Source organism: Terrimonas sp. (genome assembly GCF_003075435.1).
In the GTDB taxonomy this organism is placed as follows: Bacteria; Bacteroidota; Bacteroidia; order Chitinophagales; family Chitinophagaceae; genus Agriterribacter.
The window spans coordinates 71846-91203 of sequence record NZ_QCZJ01000015.1 but is presented as its reverse complement, the minus strand read 5'-3'; the positions used below and the strand labels follow the sequence as shown (position 1 = coordinate 91203).

Here is a 19358-nt window from a genome sequence, read left to right as displayed (position 1 = left end):
GACCTGAGCATAAAGGCCCGCTTTTCAACTAAACTGATAAAAATGCGAAGAGGCTGATTGTTGAACAGTAAAGGTAATGTAGTTGAATTGGAAGATATAAAGTTGATTAAAGATGCAGCACCACCTCCTATCTTTCGGAGAGGATGATGGGAGGAGAGGCTTTCGGCTTTTTTCACATCTTCCCCAACGCCTGTTCCAGGTCCCCCAATAAATCATCCACATTTTCAATACCTACTGAATATCGTATCAATCCTTCAGGAATACCCAATAGCTTTCTTTGTTCCTGTGTTAATTCCACATGACTTGTTGTGCGCGGCGGACCTGCAAGGGTGCTTACAGAACCAAGGCTTGCAGCAAGATGCACGAGCTTAAGTTGGGGCAATACTTTCTTTACATTATCATAGCCGCCATCAACAGAAAAGCTTAAAATGCCACCGAACCCTTTCATTTGTGTTTTGGCTATCTCATGCCCCGGATGTGTTTCCAGCCCCGGGTAAAACACATCAGTAACCTTAGGGTGTGCTTTAAGATAACGGGCAATAGTAAGCGCAGATGCGTTTTGCCTTTCGATCCGCAGTTCAAGCGTTTTCATTCCTCTTGCAATCATATATGCAGGATCGGCCTGCAGGCTGGCGCCATTGATTTCCCTGAACTGAAATACTTTTTGCACCAGTTCCTTTTTTCCTGTAAGCACGCCACCCATTGCGTCTGAATGCCCGCATAAAAATTTTGTGGCGCTATGCAAAACCAGGTCAGCGCCAAGCACTAAGGGATTTTGATTAATGGGCGTGGCGAAAGTATTATCAACCACCACTATAGCGCCTGATTTTTTAGCGGCTTCAACCAGCCTTCTGATATCAACTATTTTTAATGTTGGATTGGTGGGCGTTTCAAGATAAAGCAGGTCGCAGCCTTTTGCTATTTCAGCCTCTATCTGCTCATGATCAGTTGTGTCGCAAAGCTTCACGTCAACATTATATTCAGGCAAAAAGTCAAGGAAGATTTTACTGGTGCCGCCGTAAGTATCTTTCAGGGATACAACCCGTTTCCCGGGAGTAAGAAATGTAAACAAAGTATTACTGATAGCAGCCATCCCCGTGGCAAAAGCAGTAGCTGCTTCTCCGGATTCCAGTTGGCGTATTTTTTCTTCCAATACGCTCACGGTAGGATTGGTATTACGGCTATAAATAAAGCCCTCTGTATTGCCCGTAGCTACATCATACCATTTGTCAAGATCATTATAAGAAAATGCCACACTGCCTACAACAGGTGTGGTAGCTGATCCATTCACTGAAAACAGGTCTTCGCCTGCCCAGATAGCTTTTGTTCCTTTTTTGTATGATGAAAAATCCATGTTGATTAAATATTATGATAATTGATGACAGCGGTAACAGGTGAAATTGCCTGCAATGTGTGTTACCGCTAAACTTGTATCTTGCAGCCTCAAATATAATGCAGATGAAGCTCTGGCAAAAAGACAATTCTTCCGTAAACCAACTGATTGAAAAATTTACCGTAGGCAGGGATAAAGAATTTGACCTGCTGCTGGCGCAATACGATGTGCAGGGTTCAATAGCGCATGTAAAAATGCTGAAAGAAGTGGGCCTGATGAATGAAAAAGACGCAGCTGAGGCGGTAAAAGGGCTCGAAGGCATTTTGGAGGATATACTTAATTCAAAATTTACCATAGAAGAAGGAATTGAAGATGTGCACTCTCAGGTGGAATACCTGTTAACGCAACGTATAGGCGAAGCAGGTAAAAAAATTCATAGCGGCAGAAGCCGGAACGACCAGGTTGCCGTTGATCTGAAGCTATACCTCCGTGCAGAAGTATTGGCCATAAAGGATGAAGTGAAAGCATTGTTCGATTTGCTCCTCAGCCAGAGCGAGAAGTTCAAAGACAAATTACTGCCTGGCTATACACATCTCCAGATAGCCATGCCTTCATCATTCGGATTGTGGTTTGGCGCTTATGCCGAAAGCTTAACCGATGATATGGAACTGCTGGCAGCCGCATATCATGTGGCCAACAAAAATCCTTTGGGCAGCGGAGCCGGTTATGGATCTTCTTTTCCGCTGAACAGAAATTTAACAACTGAACTATTGCAATTCGGGTCGCTGAATTACAATTCGGTATATGCACAAATGAGCCGCGGTAAAACAGAAAAGATTGTCGCGATTGGCATCAGCAGCGTAGCCGCAACATTAAGCAAGCTGGCGATGGATGCCTGCCTGTATATTAACCAGAATTTCGGTTTTATTTCTTTTCCTAATGAACTGACTACAGGCAGCAGCATCATGCCGCATAAAAAAAATCCGGATGTATTTGAGTTGATAAGAGGTAAATGCAACCGTATACAGTCAACACCCAATGAGCTTACGCTGCTCATCAACAATCTGCCTTCAGGCTATCACCGCGAAATGCAATTGACAAAAGAAATTTTATTTCCTGCTATTGAAGAGCTGAAAGCCTGTATACAAATGACAAAACTAATGCTCTCGAATATCAGCATAAAAGAGAATATCCTGGATGATGAAAAGTACAGGTATCTTTTTAGCGTGGAGGCAGTAAATGAGCTTGTAAATAAAGGCGTTTCATTCCGTGATGCTTACCGCCAGGTAGGTAATGATATTGAGCAGGGTAAATTTAATTTTGATTACAAGAAGCAGCTACATCATATACATGAGGGGAGTATTGGTAATTTGAGTAATGATGGCATTGTTGCGGAGATGCAGAAGGTGCTGCAGAAATTCTAATATTGATGTTATGCAGGGTTAATTAATATTACATGTGTAAGAGCTGAAATGAAAGACAGGGAAGGCTCATGTGTCCAGACTGCCTTTCACGATTAATGTAACATTCTTGACTGTTGCCCGGGAAACTGTCGATGTTAAATTTCTTCCACCAGGTAATATTTATTTTCAACTTCCTATATAAATACATTGTACCTGAATTTTTTTGTTAGTACATTAGTTGTGTAATATTCTAATGTGTTGTGTCTATCCTGTACAACCATTAAATTAATAGGTTAAGGAAATGTAAGATGCTGACTTTAATCGCCCGCCTGCCCGTCCTTTTACAGGTAAACCTGCAGACAGATATGACTTCGTACGATTAACGCGGCAGTTTTTTATAAGTGCTGTTTGGCAGGCAATGCTCCAATAATAAAAACCTTAATATTCCGCACTCTTTAGTACCGGCTTATTTATTTTTAAACAGATGTTGCCTGTTGTGCAGGCTGCATGCATTTATCAATACAAATTGTAAACATGGCAAAATCAAAAAAAGCAGTACGTAGCAATAAAAAGCATGCTGCTGCAAAAAGCAGGAACAAACAGCCCGCAGACGTAACATTAATGGGCGCAGTAAGAGCAATGACTGTAATATCTGAAATTCAGCATCTCAGCAAAAAGGGACTTGAATTTATCGGGCAGGAAGAGGGGTGTATGTTAAAGCCGTATTTAGATTCCGTTGGAGTACCTACGATCGGGTATGGTAATACTTATTACGAAAATGGTGTGAGAGTTAAAATGAGTGACCCGCCTATATCTAAAGACCGGGCGCTTTCTCTTTTTTTAAATATACTGGGCTTTTATGAAAAAGCGGTATGGAGTAACACCCGAAACGATATTAATCAAAATCAGTTTGATGCGCTTGTGAGCCTCACTTATAATATTGGGGTAAACGGTTTTAAGAATAGCACGGTTTTAAAACTCGTAAACAAAAATCCATCTGATCCTAAAATTACCGACGCATTTAAAATGTGGAAAAATGCCGGAGGCAAACCTATACTGTTGAAAAGAAGGATAAGGGAAGCTAACCTGTATTTCTCATGAATAGATGCGTAGATATTTTAAAGTTAATTGTAAAAAGAGAAAAATATTTAAAAGAAACGGAAAGAGGAAGAATAAAAGAATACGCAAAAATACAACGCTGATTTTTTTGCCGGAACACGGCCATGGAAAATAAAATCACGAAGAGCTGAATCATCAGGTCGTTGGCTAACCTGATAATCTCTCTCCGTGATTGTGTTAACTAAAAAAACCTACTTATTACACTTGCCGCTCTTTATATCATCTTCTGTGGGATTATAAGCGTTGCCTGAAACACGGTAAACACTGGTATTACCGCCGCCTTTTACGAGTTTGGTTATGCCGCACAAACTGCTTAATATTTTATTCTCCGATATAGTGATACCGTTAACCGCGCCTTCTACATTTGCCAGTCCGTCAACATTGGCGAGCTTATCATTGGTGGACAGGACAATACCATATTTCATTGATTTTATTTTTTCGAGCCCCTCCAGGCTTTTTAACTCCGGGTTACGCGTAAAATAAATACCTGAAATATCTGTAAGCGCAGCCAGCCCTTTGAGAGAGGTAAGTTTGGTATTGGTATGGATATAAATGAGCCTGTTCTCTTTTAAGCCTGCTGATTTTAATTTTGCCAGCCCTTCCAGCCCGGTCAGGCTTGTCGTTATTATCCTCGTATCCTGCCCTATTGATTCCAGGTTGGAAAAACCGGAGATATCGGTAAGATTTTTACCGCCAATTGCAAACATGGCGCCTATTGATTTCAGGTTTTTGAACCCCCTGATACTTGTAAGCGGGCCATCATAACCTACTAGCCCGTCACCCGCGCTTGCAGCCTGTTCAAGAAGCAGGGAATAGGGAAGGCTGCTGAGCTTATTGAACCCGTTGATCGTTTTCAGTTTTATACTGGTCCCCGGGATTTGGGCATTGGAAATAGTCAGGTCGCCGGTTACGGTTTCAAGGTTGCCAAAACCATCTAAGTTGGTAATACCGGGGCAATTTAAAATAGTGAACCGCCCGCATGTTTTTAGCGAGGGTAGATCAAATGAAGCCAATGCCTGCACTGTTTCATAGCCGCCATTCAGGTACAATCCATCCGGCAACGATTCCAATGCACTCATATCAATACCTGCCAGCTTTATATTGTGTGTAATGTCAACAGATTCAGCTTCTTTAAGTTTAGGCATGCTTAGCGTGGCAAGCAACCCGTTTTCTTTACAAACCACATTTCCTTTTTCATATAAAGGGAAGCCGGCTGTTTTCAACGCCGCATTGGACGTAATGGTGAGCCCTCCCTGTGTTCCTGATGATTTCAGCTTATCGGATACTGCCGTAATATCTGTTAATACATCATTTCTGGTAATGCTTACCCAGTCTGCCATATCAGCCGGAATATTAATACCCTGTAATGTGGGAAGTTTAACACACTGGTCAATGGTGAGCCTTGCCGTACATACAATTTTACTCAGGCCGCTTACAGAAGTAAGTGCGGAATTATCCGTTAATGTTAGTCCCCAGGTGCCTAATGTACCGCTGGCATTGGCAAAGGTATTCAGGTTCTCAAGCAATGAATTAGAGATCACAATATAACCACACTTATTTACCGACTTCAGGTTAGGAATAGACAATGTTTTGAGAACAGGATTTCCTGTAATGGTGATGCTACCTCCCGACGCGCCTATATTCTCGATAGATGGTAAGGTAAGCCCGACAAGACTCAGGCTATAGGATATATTTATACTCTGCATGTTTTTATTGGCCAGTTTGGGAAAGGCGGCATTTACCAGTTGCCCGTTTTCCACCAATGTTAAAGAAGACATATCTTCCAGTTCCGCTAGTCCGCCAAGAGAGGTTATTGTATTTCTTCTCAGCTCAATGCCCCCCACTTTTTTAAGCTTGATGATGCCGCCGAGATCGCTCATGTTAGAAACATAGAGTATACCGGTTACCTCTGTATAAGCAGAGTCAATGAACGCCTTCAACGTTGCGGCATTTTCAATGACGTAATTTCCTTTAAATACTTTTGCATTGTCGTTGTTGCCACCGCTATTATTGTTATCGCATATCTTTACCGGTTCCTGCAGCATATAAGCAACAGAAGGGGTGACATTGATCTTCATATCCGGGCTTTTTTTGCCGGTGGTTACATCGTATATCGTCAGTACCACATTGTCTATCCGGTTTTGCAACGCAGTATAAAAAACATACTGCACGGTAAAGCGCCCCTCATTTCCATAAATAGGTGAAGTGGTGCTTTTTACGATGGTGTTGCCGCTTCTCATGCTCATAAAGGCATAGCCCGTGGTTACCGGTTTGTTGTCGCAGTTCACGGCCTTGCCATTTACATTTACCACTGTTTCCCCATTTCCACCACCACCGCCGCTTTGCGGGGGAATGGTAATGGTAATGGTGGTAGGCGGGTTGGTGGGTCTTACTTCAACCGTTACGCTTTCGCCCTCGGTAGCAATGGTTGGCAATGCAGGCGGCACTTCATCTCCCACAGGTGAATGGTCTGTGTTGGTAGGATAATCCGGGCCGCCAGGCTGTACCGGAGTAACCGTTACCTCCATCACTTCCGCGATATTGGGCAGTGGAAAATTAACCTCGCTTTTCGATTCCTTCGGGCTGCTGTTGGGTACGGGCCTGGGTGTGGGGAACGTATTACTATACAGGGTTGTTTTTGTTTTTTTATCTTTTACGGTCAAAATAAAATCAGGCGGATGGTTCAATATTTCGTCCTCGCCCTCAGGCGGCACGCTCGACAGTTTGGAAAGCATCCAGCGCAGGATCATCGGGAGCGCCATCATCGGATTCCAGTGGTCGTAGTTCCACATAGAAAAATGTGATACCTTACCTACATATTTACCATTTTGCAGGGTACCACTGCCTTCTTCTTTCCATATACCTTTTGTTTCATCAAAATGCCACATGGCTATGGTAGGTGCGGCCGACGATTGCAGGGACTGCGGCACAGGCAAAGTGATGGTAGCCTGCATGCCCGGCTTTAATTTTAATTTCTTACCGGCGCCATCCAGCAGGTCAATGGCAGCCATTCCATACGATACCAGGGAGCCGCGCTTGTTCTCCGCATTGTCTGCGGCAAGATCGCCCGGCATCCTTGCAAAGAAATCAGGGCTGGTAGGGTTGATATAAGATGAAACTACATTTACCTGCCCGCTGTATCCTTCAATAGCATTGGCCGGCAGCTCTACTTTAATGCCTCCTTTGGATTCTGCCGCACCACCCGAAGCCGCATTAATAGAGCCGATATTTTTCTGCGCCAGCAGCTTTATCAGTGGCGGTCTTGACATGTCATCCTTTATCGGCTGAAAAATACGGGAGCCGCTGAAATAACCCGTTTTGGTAGCAGTAATATAGGCACGCGCCTGGTCGAGCATTATATCTTTCAGGATAAAAATGCCGTTCACATCAGTAGAGGCCGCAGATCCACCGCCGGTCACCGTTACACCCTGGAGCGGCTTATCCTGTTCATCCACTATTCTTCCGAATACACTGGTTTTAACCGGAACGCCTTCTTTGGGCAGTTCTGGTAAACGGGTCGTGTCTCCTCCGCCGCCGGGAGGGTTAGGGAGATCATTTTTCTGGCAACTGTTGACCATTATCAACAGCACCATCATGGAGTAAAAGATTATCTTTTTCATTCTGCCTTAGCTTTGAGTTGAATAGATTTTTTTAGCAGAACAAAAATGGCTCTAATCAAAGTAGGGGGAAATACTTAATTTATAGTAGGGCAATAATACCCCCTCACCCCCAACCCCTCTCCGCACAGCGGAGAGGGGAGCCAAATTCAAATCAGGTTGACGAATTGCATTAGGGGGTGGTTTAAAATCTAAAAGTGTGATGAATATTTAATCGCCTATTCATATTTGTCGGACAATAGTGATTATATACTTGTGTATGCAGGGTAGCTGCCAAGAGGCAAGCGATAGATGTGAGGTACTCACCTCTCACTTTTCACGTCTCACGAAGAAATATACTCAATTTGCAGTACGCTCCTTTACTAATTAAAAGCTTTATTTACTTTTATCCCGTCATACATGACTATCATTTATCGTTATACGCCGATCCCTTTGCTGCTGCTTTTTTCTTTAACCGGGAAAACGCAAACCCGCCTCATTGATAGTCTTAAGCAATATGTATTTCAGGCAAAAAATGATCAACAGAAAATTGAAGCTATTTATATGCTTTGCAACGAATACAAAAGCATTACAAGAGATACGCTTGATCATTATACTTTTTTAGCGAGAGAGCTTGCCGCCAATACCGATAATGCAAGGTTAAAGCAGATGGCTGAATTTGCCGTAGCCTGCGATTATGCCCGTTGGGGATGGGCAGACAGCGCCATCTTTACTGTTGACCCCCTGATTGCCGCCAATAAAGTTACTATTCCCGAACAAAGAGATATTTATTTTAAAGCATCCCGGCTTAAAGCCATGACCTATGCCGGGCGGTCGCGTTTCCAGGATGCGCTCACTATACTTTACAGGATTGTAAGCGAAGCTGAAGCGTATAAAGATTCAATTACGTTGGGCGAAAACCTCAATTCAATAGGGTCTGTTGCGCTTGCCCGCAGCAATACGAGAGACGCTCTTACGTGGCTGTCGAGAGCTTTAACAGCATGCGGCAATGATAAACGCTTTGACGAAATAAGGGCAGGCATTTTTATAAATATGTCTGAGGCTTATCTCCAATTGGGCAAAACGGATTCGGCGGTACAATATAGTGGAAAAGGAGTAGCGCTTTTTAAAAAAGTTGAAAACCTTTCCAGCCTTGCGCTTGCGCTGCAAAAACAGTCGTCTGTTTTTATTGCCGCCGGAAGATTGGATGAGGCGGAACAATCATTAAAGGAAATGATCGCTTTACGAAAAGAAGCAGGAGATGGCAATTTGTATGCGGATGACAATACCAGCCTTGCCGAGTTTTATTTGCAAACCAACCAGGTTAAAAAGGCTATTCAGTTCTGTAAAGATGCCCTGCTGGTTGGCGATGTCCGTGCTCCTCTACCGGGCGATGAACAAAGTTATGCTAACGCTATTACTATAAGGTTAGGCTATTACCAGGTGCTTGCCAGGTGTTATAAAATGCTTGAAGATAATAATGAATACCAGCAAATGCTTGAACAGATCATTATAGCCAAAGACTCGCTCTACAAATACAATTCAGCACAGGCCATAGCCGAATTGCAAACCCAATACGAAGTGCAGAAAAAGGAAAATACCATTATTCAGCAAAAACTTGACATCACCAATAAAAACAACCGGTTTTATGCTTTGCTCGGCATTGCTTTTTTTGCTTTGGTGATCGCGTGGGTCATGTTTACAGGGTATCGCAAGAGGGAAAAGATCAGGCTGAACGCGATGCTGGAAAAAGAAAAAAGCCTTGCCGCACAATCTATAGCACAAGCGGAAGAAAATGAACGGAAGCGCATAGCTGCCGATCTGCATGATAATCTTGGCGCTTATGCCGCGTCTATTGTTTCGAACCTCGACTTTATTGAACCTATAGCAGGCAATGTATCCGGAAATATAGCTGTTCAGGAACTGCGTAATAATTCGCAGGCAATCGTAGCCCAGTTGAACGATACAATATGGGCATTAAAGAAAGACGCACTTTCATTAACCGCCATCAGCGACCGTATTAAGATATTTATACAACGTATACAAAACAGTTACCCGGCTATTTCAATAAATGTTGCGGAAAACATTGATGACGACAGGATGCTGAGCCCCTCTCATGCGTTTCATCTTTTCCGTATAGTGCAGGAAGCCATCAACAATGCGCTGAAGCATAGCAAGGGAACAAAAGTTGATATAATTATTGAAAGCACAACTGCAGGCTGGAAAATCAGCATTGCCGATAACGGGGCAGGAATAATGCAGCGATCAAAAGATGGTAACGGACTGAGCAATATGAAAGGAAGAGCTAAGGAAACAGGCTGGGATATAGAATGGCTATCTGAGCCGGGAAGGGGAACAAGCGTAATCATTTCACCTACTACAAATTGATTATTGGAAAATATTTACGCCAAAACGAAATTGTGTATAATATGGAAAATAAGCCGGTAATAATAGCGCTTGCAGAAGATAATGCGATCAACAGGAATACTTTTCTGCAGAAAATAAATGTACTGCATGATTACAAGCTTTCATTCATCGCCAAAAATGGCCATGAATGCTTAGAGGAACTGAAAGGCCTGCCTTTTAACGCGCTGCCGCAGATCATTTTTATGGATATTGAAATGCCGGAATTAGACGGCATACAAACCATAGCGCTTGCAAAGAGCTTATACCCTCAGATCCATTTTATTGTGCTGACCGTATTTGACGATGATGAAAAAATATTCGATGCCATTAAAGCCGGTGCATCAGGATATTTGCTGAAACATGAAAGCGCTGCCGCCCTGGAAGATGCCATAATAAATGTGCTGAAATACCAGGGCGCGCCCATGAGCCCGGCCATTGCCAGGAAAGCGCTTCAATTGTTAAGTCGCTCGGGTGGTAGTGCAGAAACAAAAGCAGAAACTAACTTGCCTGCTGCCATCACCGAAAGAGAAAAAGAAATATTACAGCAAATGGTAAACGGCTGGGATGCCAAGCGCATTGCTTCCGCGTTAAACCTGAGTGTGCTGACGGTGCGCAAGCATATCGCCAATATATATGAAAAGCTGCACGTTAATTCCAAAGCACAGGTTATTAGTCTGGCGCATAAGAATAATTGGGTGTGAAGACGGATATCTTACCGGAATTAGGTAAATCCCGCCGGGTAACTAAAATAAAACTGGATAAAACATCAATCAAAAGAACTCTTGTCCTCGATTAAACCATTAATGCGGAAAATTGAAATGCTTCCATTTGAAGTTTAACTATTGCCGGTAAAAATTTCTTCCCCTATCTTCGCTGCGCAAATTTTTCCTCTCTATGGCACAAAAATACAAGCGCATTCTTTTAAAGCTCTCCGGTGAATCACTGATTGGGAACAGCGGTTTTGGACTAGACCCTGTTGTTTTAAAGCAATATGCAACTGAAATTAAATCCATTCATGATGAAGGAGTAGAAGTAGCAATAGTGATTGGCGGCGGAAATATTTACAGGGGGATGAATGAATCCGAAACCGGTATTGAGAGAGCGCATGGTGATTATATGGGCATGCTTGCCACCGTAATAAACGGCATGGCATTGCAGGCATCTATGGAAAAGGAGGGATTATTTACCAGGTTACTGAGCGCCATAAAAATGGAACAGATAGCGGAACCTTATATCCGCAGAAGAGCAATGCGCCACCTGGAAAAAAAGCGAATAGTGATTTTTGGCGCAGGCACAGGTAATCCTTATTTCACCACAGATACCGCAGGCTCACTGAGAGCAATAGAAATAAAAGCAGATGTAATACTAAAAGGTACAAGAGTTGATGGTATATATACTGCCGATCCTGAAAAAAATCCTGACGCAAAAAAATATGAGACCATTACTTTTAGAGAGTGTATTGACAAAAACCTGAAAGTGATGGATATGACCGCTTTTACACTTTGTATGGAAAACAAATTGCCGATCATTGTTTTTGATATGAACAAGCCCGGCAACCTGCTTAAAGTGGTAAACGGGGAGAAAGTGGGAACGCTGGTTACAGGGTAATAAAAATATAGATTTATTCCATCAGCGAAGGTGATACCAATACCGGTATAGTTGCATGCCTTATAACATATTCAGTTGTTGAACCCGTTAATATTTTTTCAATACCTGACCGCCCGTGAGTACCCATTACAATCATATCTGCCTTCCATTCCTTCGCGATATTAATGATCTCATGTTCAGGCAATCCTTCCGGTGTAAATTGTTCAACATGTTCAACACCGTCATATAAATGAATATACTGTTCAATTGTTTTTTCTGCTTCACTTAATAAAACTGTCTGGCTTTCCCCTGGCGTAATGCCCAAATCAGCATTCACAACTTCTTTTGACCTGTCAACCACATATATCAGGCCAACGGTGGCTTTTAAGCCATGGGCAAGCGAAAAGCCAACATCCGCTGCCTTCATAGAATACGAACTGTTATCAATCGCTATAAGTATCCGTTTGTATTCGCGTTCCATAAAATATTATTTAACAACAGTCATTCCAAAAAAAGTAGAAAGCAGCCCAACCACAACACTGAGCACGGTATACAAAATAAAGTAGGTGTAATTCCCTTGCCTGAATAAGCTGATCCCTTCATACGAAAAACTGGAGAATGTAGTATAACCGCCACATATACCGGTTATTAAAAACAACCTCCATTCCATGGTAAGCGCAGCGTATTTGGTGGCGAGCCCGTATAACAAACCAATAACAAAGCAGCCGGAAATATTGACAACGAAAGTACCCGCAGGAAAAGTAACGGTGAATAATTTACTCGTACCCAGTTGCACAAGGTACCGTAACACGCTGCCGAAACCACCACCAAGCCATATAAAAAGTATTGCTCTCATGTTTATTTATTCTGCATCCCAGAATTCCACTTCTTTGTAAATAACCACTTTTTCTCTCAGTAATTCCTGGTGTTTTAAAAAAAAGATTTCCAGTTTTTCTCTTTTGTCCACAAGCTCCACGCACATGGCCAGTTTAGCATTATCGCCTTCTGCGCTGAATGCAATGATTTTTCCATCAGTAGTAAAGCTGGTATGTGTGCTATGAGCAGCCGCGTTGATAATGCCATCTTTTTTTGCTTCCTCTATCAGGTGTATATACGTTGACTTGGGAAACAATTTTCTGAACAGGCTTCTTCTGCCATGCTGAACCTTATGCGCGGGAGCTATATAAATTTCCAGTTTCCCTAAAGAACGATGTTTAAGTTTCTTTACCATAATTTTCTGTTTTTAATGCGCTTCTGCCGCACGGTATGTAAGGTTTCATTGGTATGATGATTTAACTTATCTACTTTGGAAACACCAATACGCTGCGCATGATAAATACCAGAATGCCCGCTGAAATAATACGCGGTGAAGCAGGCTACTGCATAATATAATACGTTGTCTGCTCCAAATAATTCCACTCCCATAATTGTACACGCGATGGGAGTATTGGTTGCCCCGGCAAACACGGCAATAAAACCCAGCCCCGCCATCAGGTCAACAGGCGCGCCCGTTAATACGGCAATCGTATTGCCCAGAGCCGCGCCAATAAAAAACAGTGGCGTTACCTCTCCGCCTTTAAACCCGGTGCCGAGCGTAATTGCTGTGAACAATAATTTCCACAACCAGCTGAACCAGGTTGCGCCTCCTTCATTAAAGCTTGAAACGATTGATACGGCTTTCGGATCAGGACTGCTTACGCCAAGGCTCAGGTAATCCTGTGTGCCTGATATAAAAGTGAAGAGGATAATGATAACACCCCCTATAGCCGGGATCAGCCACTTAATTTTGACAAACCGGTTACTGTAATTTTTTATAGTGTGTGATAATTCAGCAAACATATAACCGGCAAGCCCAAATGCCACACCGGCTATAATTGTTTTAATAAGCAGTGGAAAATTAAAATGAAAATAATTGAAGAATACAACCGCTTCGCTGGTAAAATCAATATGGTAATGTGTGTGATGAATACCCCATGCCGTGCATACTATATCAGCAAGCACACTTGCAATAAAGCAGGGCATCAGTGCATCATGTTTTATTCTGCCCAGTGCAAGTACTTCAAGCGCGAATATTGCTCCTGTAACAGGTGTACCGAACACGGCGCCAAATCCCGCTGCAATACCTGTCATCAAAAGTGTTTTTACATTCTCCTGCGACAGCTTTAATTTTTTTGCAAAGAATTGCGCAATACTCCCTCCTATCTGCACAGCAGTGCCTTCCCTGCCTGCCGATCCGCCAAACAAATGTGTAATAACCGTAGTAATGAGCACAAGCGGAGCCATCCTGAAGGGGATACCACCTCCGGGTTCGTGAATCTCATCCATAATAAGATTATTACCGCCTTCAGAATTTTTGCCCAGGTATTTGTATAACATGTAAATAAAAATACCGGCAACAGGCAACAGGAATAACAGCCACGGATAGGCGAATCTCAGGTTAATTGCTTTTTCAAGTAGCCATAAAAACAATGCTACCAGCGAACCTGTCACCAATGAAACAGGTAGCACTAATAAAGTCCATTTAAAAAGATAAGAAACAATAAAAAGATGTTCAAAAGGAGCCTTGATTTTTTTCATTCCTACAAATTATAATATATACAGCAATAAAAATGCTTATAATCTGTAGGCGCCATCAGTCCTGCCTTTAGCGGGACGGTTCAAATAGGAAGACACCATTTCCTTTGCCGCAAAACACGAAGATAGATGTTTTATATCACAAAAATTATATCGGAACCTGATAGGGGTATTTCAAATCGGTCCCGCAGGTGCGCCTGCAAAACAAGGGATATACACCAACGCACCTAACCAAATATCCCGATATCAGAGAAGGCAGCCTGTAATAGCGTTTTCTTAAAACCTTAGTAACACATTGCTAATAATTGTACAACCTTATTAGCTTATAACCGCAGCCGGTTAAAGTTAAATCTGACAGTTATTGAAACGAGATGCAATAATGTAATAAGGTTGAGCTAAGTTTCACGTTTCGTTACTAAGGTCATAAGGTTCGATTTTTGTAAAGGAATATTGTATGATTTGAAATATGCTGAGGATTGTACATATAAAACGAATTTGCTGCACAATAGCATGGTAACCATAGCGTGCAGCAGAGTGTATATATAATTTTCGTATGACAAAACAAGCCCTGGCATAAGATATAGCCCCGGAGGTGTTTGCCTGCTTACCCATAAGCAAAGGTTAATGCATACAATAACTTTGCACACCATCCTAAACAAGCGAAAACGTGGAAGGCAACCAAATGAAGGGGCTGTTTGACTTTTGTCCTTAACCAAATAAATACGCCACATCCTCTTCCGTAAGTGATTGAATAAATCCTTCATCGGCTGATACCAGGTCTTCGGATAATTTTTTCTTCTTCTGCTGCAGGTTGATAATTTTTTCTTCGATAGTATCCTTGCAGATCATCTTATAAGCAAAAACATTTTTGGTTTGTCCTATGCGGTGTGTTCTGTCGACTGCCTGGTCTTCCACGGCAGTATTCCACCAGGGGTCAAAGAGAAAAACATAATCCGCTGCGGTTAAAGTAAGCCCGGTATTACCTGCCTTAAGACTGATCAGGAATAGCGGAACTGTATTGCCGGGCTGTTGAAAAGCTTCTACCATTTCAGCTCTTTTTACAGGAGGCGTCTGCCCGTCAAAATGATAATAATCAAAACCTCTTTTCCCGCATTCCTCCGCCAGCAAATGCAACATAGAACTGAATTGAGAAAATACCAGCGCTTTATGCGACGATAATATATTCGTCAGCTCATCCATCAATACCTGCATTTTTACAGATTCTGAGCAAGGCACCTGCTTATCATCTTCAGGTAATAATAACGGAGAGCTGCAAACCTGCCTCAATTTCGTCATGCCCTGCAGAATAGAGAACTTACTTTTCGATAAACCGTTTTTCTCCACTTCAAGAAAGATACTTTTGCGTGTTTGTTGTAAGATATCTTCGTATACACTGCGCTGCAGCCCGTTCATATCACACCACAATATTGATTCTGTTTTATCAGGCAGGTCTTTCGCTACCTGCTCTTTTGTACGGCGTAGAATAAATGGCGCGGTTAACTTTTTTAAAGCGATTACTTTTTCTTCATCCTGCCAGCTGTCTATCGGGTCGGCATATTCTCTTTTAAAAAATTCCCTGCTGCCAAATAAACCCGGCACCACGAAATTGAGTTGCGAATAAAGATCGAATGTATTGTTCACCACAGGAGTACCGCTGAGGGCTAAACGAAAATCAGCGCGTATTTTCATTACCGCCTGCGCTATTTGTGTTGAAGGGTTTTTTATATTATGGCTTTCATCAATAACTGCCATACCATACCCTTGTTGCGCTATATCATCCACATCATTGCGCATCGTACTGTACGTGGTGATGATCACCTGGTGTTCTGGTTCAGTAAGTATTTCTTTTTTTCGGTTAACGCCGTGATATACTATTGTTTGTATAGCAGGCGCAAATCGCTCAAACTCTTTTTGCCAGTTATAAATAAGTGATGACGGGCAGATAATGATATTTTTCGAGGATGGTTGTTGGGTAATATAAGATACTATTGCGGCTATACTCTGCAAGGTTTTACCCAGGCCCATATCATCTGCAAGGCAGGCCCCTGCACCTATTTCATTCAGCAGTAATAGCCACTCATAGCCTTTTTGCTGATACGGGCGCAAACTCACATTCAATGAGCCTGGTAAAGCGTATTGTAATCCGTCTTCCCGTTGCCATTGCTGCCATTTTTGCCACCAGCTTTTTTGTACAGCTTCTTTCAGCGGCGCATTACTTTCCTGTGTTGCAACCGCCATCCAGCGCAAGACTTCTATTTCATTATTAGTAATCTTTCCATGCTTTACAATAGAAGCATATTGTTGCATCCATACATCGCCCAGCACTCCAAGAGACCCGTCTTTCAGCAGCAATGCCTTTTGACCCGCCAGTAACATTTTCTGCAACTCTGCCAGCGGCACTTTTTCTTTTCCAAATGAAATATCCATTTCATACACTATCCACCGCTCACTTTCTCTTACAGGTTCCATTTCTGTTAAGGCTTCATGCGGAGAGTAACGGAAATGCTTCAGCATATCCATACCGACAATCTCAATATCCATCTGCAGCAGTTGATGATACACTTTCATAAACCACTGCTTTTTTTGGGCGTCAGCAAAAGAAAGATAATAGTAGCCATTTCTCTGGTTGGCAAAATTGGGATGAAGGGCTATCAGCGTTTTTACGAAATCATCTTCTGCTGTTTTATCGCGTTTTATAATTACCGATTCCCCATCTTTTACTATTTCAAACGTTTCTTTATAGGCGCCGTCTATTAAAGTGCCATCATATACCCATTGTGGCGTGAGCATTAAAAAAGCATTATTCAGTTCGCTCAGCAAAAGCCGGTTTATGGGCTTTATTACAAGTTCATTTACAGGAAAATGATCATTCCTGTTTACTGTGTAATTTTTCTCTATGTCGGCAAGAATATGTTTGGCAAACTCCTGCGGCTCAGAGGCATACCTGTCAACAGGAAGCGCTTTTATTTTTTCAAGCATTACATAATCTCGGTAAGCAAGAATAAAATATTCGCTTTTGCTTTCCAGTAAAAATTCAAACCGGTTAAATGTACTTAGTGCATACGATATGCCATTGAGTACAACATTACAATGCAGTGAGAGTAAATCATTTTTTTTATGTACGTCAAATTGCAACGAAGGTCTGAATGTGCTGAATGAGCAAGGACCTGAAAGAAAACTTTTTTTACCGGGCTGTGGTTTCTTTTGATACCATTTTACCAATGAAAAATATGGCTTAAGCGATTCGAATGCTTTATGCCAGTATGCCGCAATGTTTTTTGAGAAAAATGCGTCCCACCCGATATCCGTTCTTTGCACACTGTGCAGATGTTTAATATGCTGCTTCTGCTCCACAATTGCCTCCTCACAGCAATCCATCAACACATCCCTGAATGGCTTGGGGGCATCTCTGAAAATTTTACGCACAAGCGACCAATCCAATACCTCTGTAGTAAGATTGATATTTGTTCCCTTCTTAACAATATTTAATTTGTTTATAACAGGCGAAGCGCTCAAAAAATCTCCGGGAGAAATCTGTAAAATAATAAGCTCCTTTTTATCCATCACGCAAAAAATTATAACACAGGGCGACAAAAATAAAAGGATTGAAGATATATAACGCACATGATAAAAAATTAAATGAAAGTTTTTTGGGGTTACCTTTACAGGTAAATATTGTTACGAATACGCGAATGAAGTGCAGGATATATTATCATGAGAAGGATGGAACACAGGTAAAAAGGGTATAACAAATATTTACTGAAGACATACGTATTAATCAGTATCAGCCGCGTATTCCGTGTACTATTTTCAACAATCAACTATGGCAAACAAATCTATTGCAGATATACGCATCAATTACGCGAAAAAGCAATTACTTGAAGAAGATGCGGAGTACGACCCTATACAACAGTTCAGCAAATGGTGGAAGGAAGCCATTGAATCTGAGATACTGGAAGTAAACGCGATGACACTTGCCACCGCTTCCGCTGACGGTATACCATCCGCCAGGATTGTTTTACTAAAAGATTTTTCTGAAAAGGGTTTTACTTTTTTTACCAATTATGAAAGCTTTAAAGGGCATCAACTGGCTGATAATCCCAGGGCATGCCTTGTGTTTTTTTGGAAAGAATTAGAGCGCCAGATACGCATAACAGGACTGGTGCAGCAGGTACCTGCACCTGAAAGTGATAGCTACTTTCAGTCGCGGCCGGAAGGTTCAAGGATTGGTGCTGTTACTTCACCGCAAAGCCATGTAATTGAAAGCAGGAAATGGCTTGATGATCTGTATCAAAAAAATGCTTCACTCTTTGCAGGAAAAAAAATTGAACGCCCTGATTATTGGGGAGGATATATTGTGCGGCCGGTTGTTATAGAGTTCTGGCAGGGAAGACCAGGCCGCCTGCACGACAGGTTACAGTATACACTGCAGGAAAATAACGAATGGAAAATGGAAAGACTGGCGCCTTAAAGCATTTTCACGCAAAGCACTGTAAAGAGATAAAGGAAATGCATTAGTGATCTCCGTGTAAATACTATTCATAAAATAAAAACTGCGAAGCATATACTTCGCAGTCATTCATAACCTTACCAATCTTTGTAATTGTTATGCGGATTTTTTTGCAGCGGCTTTCTTTGGCTTAGCTGGTCTGCTTTTGCCAAAAGAACCCTGTGCGATTTTTCCTTTCTTAGTTTTTTTATCTCCTCTACCCATAATAGTAAATTGAATATTATTTAAAACAGTATGGCAAAAATAAAAAAAGCAAGATACAAGATGTGCATCCTGCTTTTAAATAGTTGAATATGCTGTTATAATTTAGCAGATAATTCTTTGCCGGCTTTAAAGCGGGCAACTTTTTTAGCTTTGATTTTAATAACCGCGCCAGTCTGAGGGTTACGGCCATTACGTGCAGCACGTTTAGAAACTGAGAAAGTTCCGAAACCAACCAATGTTACTTTACCACCACCTTTCAAAGTTTTGGTAACGGCTTCTGTAAAAGAATCCAATGCATCATTAGCCTGGGTTTTTGTGATGCCGGCATCATCAGCGATCTTTGCGATTAATTCTGCTTTGTTCATGATATAGCGTTTTATAAATGTATTTAGGTGGGCAAATATAGATGCTTTTTATATCTGGCAAAATTTTTCTGTCGTCATATATTTGACTCAATGCCGCCGAACCCGCTGTGGACAAGGGTTGTATGCGGCTAATGAAAAAAGATGATTTTCGGTAATAGAATACCGAATCGATGAAATCCGCTGCTGTATTGAGTTTCAGCAGATGAATGATGAATGCCATACTTCATTTAAAGAATGGAGAATATATTTTGGCTGAATGTT

15 protein-coding genes and 1 riboswitch are annotated in these 19358 nt (G+C 41.9%); of the genes, 6 read left to right on the top strand and 9 right to left on the bottom strand.

Features of this window, described 5'->3' with window-relative positions:
• Nucleotides 1-172: 172 nt before the first annotated feature.
• Nucleotides 173-1354: a cystathionine gamma-synthase family protein gene (locus tag DC498_RS16285; RefSeq protein ID WP_116875242.1), complete on the bottom strand. Its 1182-nt coding sequence runs from the start codon at nucleotides 1352-1354 to the stop codon at nucleotides 173-175.
• Between the two features lie 104 nt (nucleotides 1355-1458).
• Here DC498_RS16285 and argH point away from each other — a divergent pair, with 104 nt between their 5' ends.
• Nucleotides 1459-2757, top strand: a complete 1299-nt coding sequence (argH, locus tag DC498_RS16280) for an argininosuccinate lyase (RefSeq protein WP_116875281.1) — start codon at nucleotides 1459-1461, stop codon at nucleotides 2755-2757.
• Nucleotides 2758-3270: 513 nt separating this feature from the next.
• Nucleotides 3271-3837, top strand: a complete 567-nt coding sequence (locus tag DC498_RS16275; RefSeq protein ID WP_165813866.1) for a lysozyme — start codon at nucleotides 3271-3273, stop codon at nucleotides 3835-3837.
• 209 nt (nucleotides 3838-4046) lie between these two features.
• Here the strand turns inward: DC498_RS16275 and DC498_RS16270 are convergent, their stop codons facing one another.
• Complete coding sequence (locus DC498_RS16270; protein WP_116875240.1) at nucleotides 4047-7475, bottom strand: carboxypeptidase-like regulatory domain-containing protein; 3429 nt, start codon at nucleotides 7473-7475, stop codon at nucleotides 4047-4049.
• A gap of 396 nt (nucleotides 7476-7871) precedes the next feature.
• Here DC498_RS16270 and DC498_RS16265 point away from each other — a divergent pair, with 396 nt between their 5' ends.
• From DC498_RS16265 to pyrH, 3 genes are all read left to right on the top strand, one after another.
• Nucleotides 7872-9839, top strand: a complete 1968-nt coding sequence (locus tag DC498_RS16265; protein ID WP_116875239.1) for a tetratricopeptide repeat-containing sensor histidine kinase — start codon at nucleotides 7872-7874, stop codon at nucleotides 9837-9839.
• A 41-nt stretch (nucleotides 9840-9880) separates the two neighbouring features.
• Entirely contained in the window at nucleotides 9881-10558 is a 678-nt protein-coding gene (locus DC498_RS16260; RefSeq protein ID WP_133176872.1) for a response regulator transcription factor, read from the top strand.
• A 193-nt stretch (nucleotides 10559-10751) separates the two neighbouring features.
• Complete coding sequence (gene pyrH / locus DC498_RS16255) at nucleotides 10752-11465, top strand: UMP kinase (RefSeq protein WP_116875237.1); 714 nt, start codon at nucleotides 10752-10754, stop codon at nucleotides 11463-11465.
• A 13-nt stretch (nucleotides 11466-11478) separates the two neighbouring features.
• Here the strand turns inward: pyrH and DC498_RS16250 are convergent, their stop codons facing one another.
• The 5 genes from DC498_RS16250 to DC498_RS16230 form a co-directional block, all read right to left on the bottom strand.
• Nucleotides 11479-11925, bottom strand: a complete 447-nt coding sequence (locus tag DC498_RS16250; protein ID WP_116875236.1) for a universal stress protein — start codon at nucleotides 11923-11925, stop codon at nucleotides 11479-11481.
• A 6-nt stretch (nucleotides 11926-11931) separates the two neighbouring features.
• Nucleotides 11932-12300, bottom strand: a complete 369-nt coding sequence (gene crcB, locus DC498_RS16245; protein ID WP_116875235.1) for a fluoride efflux transporter CrcB — start codon at nucleotides 12298-12300, stop codon at nucleotides 11932-11934.
• Between the two features lie 6 nt (nucleotides 12301-12306).
• Nucleotides 12307-12675, bottom strand: coding sequence for a DUF190 domain-containing protein (locus DC498_RS16240; RefSeq protein ID WP_116875234.1), 369 nt, complete (start codon nucleotides 12673-12675; stop codon nucleotides 12307-12309).
• Nucleotides 12669-14021: a voltage-gated chloride channel family protein gene (locus DC498_RS16235; protein WP_116875233.1), complete on the bottom strand. Its 1353-nt coding sequence runs from the start codon at nucleotides 14019-14021 to the stop codon at nucleotides 12669-12671. Before DC498_RS16235 ends, DC498_RS16240 begins: the two co-directional genes overlap by 7 nt.
• Before the next feature lie 39 nt (nucleotides 14022-14060).
• Nucleotides 14061-14133, bottom strand: a riboswitch (Fluoride riboswitch).
• Nucleotides 14134-14726: 593 nt separating this feature from the next.
• Nucleotides 14727-17582 carry a DEAD/DEAH box helicase gene (locus DC498_RS16230; RefSeq protein WP_116875232.1) on the bottom strand — a complete coding sequence of 952 codons (2856 nt, stop codon included), beginning with the start codon at nucleotides 17580-17582 and terminating at the stop codon, nucleotides 14727-14729.
• A 259-nt stretch (nucleotides 17583-17841) separates the two neighbouring features.
• Here DC498_RS16230 and pdxH point away from each other — a divergent pair, with 259 nt between their 5' ends.
• Nucleotides 17842-18489 carry a pyridoxamine 5'-phosphate oxidase gene (pdxH, locus tag DC498_RS16225; RefSeq protein WP_116875231.1) on the top strand — a complete coding sequence of 216 codons (648 nt, stop codon included), beginning with the start codon at nucleotides 17842-17844 and terminating at the stop codon, nucleotides 18487-18489.
• A 135-nt stretch (nucleotides 18490-18624) separates the two neighbouring features.
• Here the strand turns inward: pdxH and DC498_RS16220 are convergent, their stop codons facing one another.
• Together DC498_RS16220 and DC498_RS16215 are read right to left on the bottom strand one after the other, a co-directional pair.
• A complete protein-coding gene (locus DC498_RS16220; protein ID WP_116875230.1) occupies nucleotides 18625-18732 on the bottom strand; it encodes a 30S ribosomal protein THX in 108 nt (35 codons plus the stop codon).
• A gap of 95 nt (nucleotides 18733-18827) precedes the next feature.
• Nucleotides 18828-19097, bottom strand: a complete 270-nt coding sequence (locus DC498_RS16215; RefSeq protein WP_116875229.1) for an HU family DNA-binding protein — start codon at nucleotides 19095-19097, stop codon at nucleotides 18828-18830.
• Nucleotides 19098-19358 lie beyond the last annotated feature (261 nt).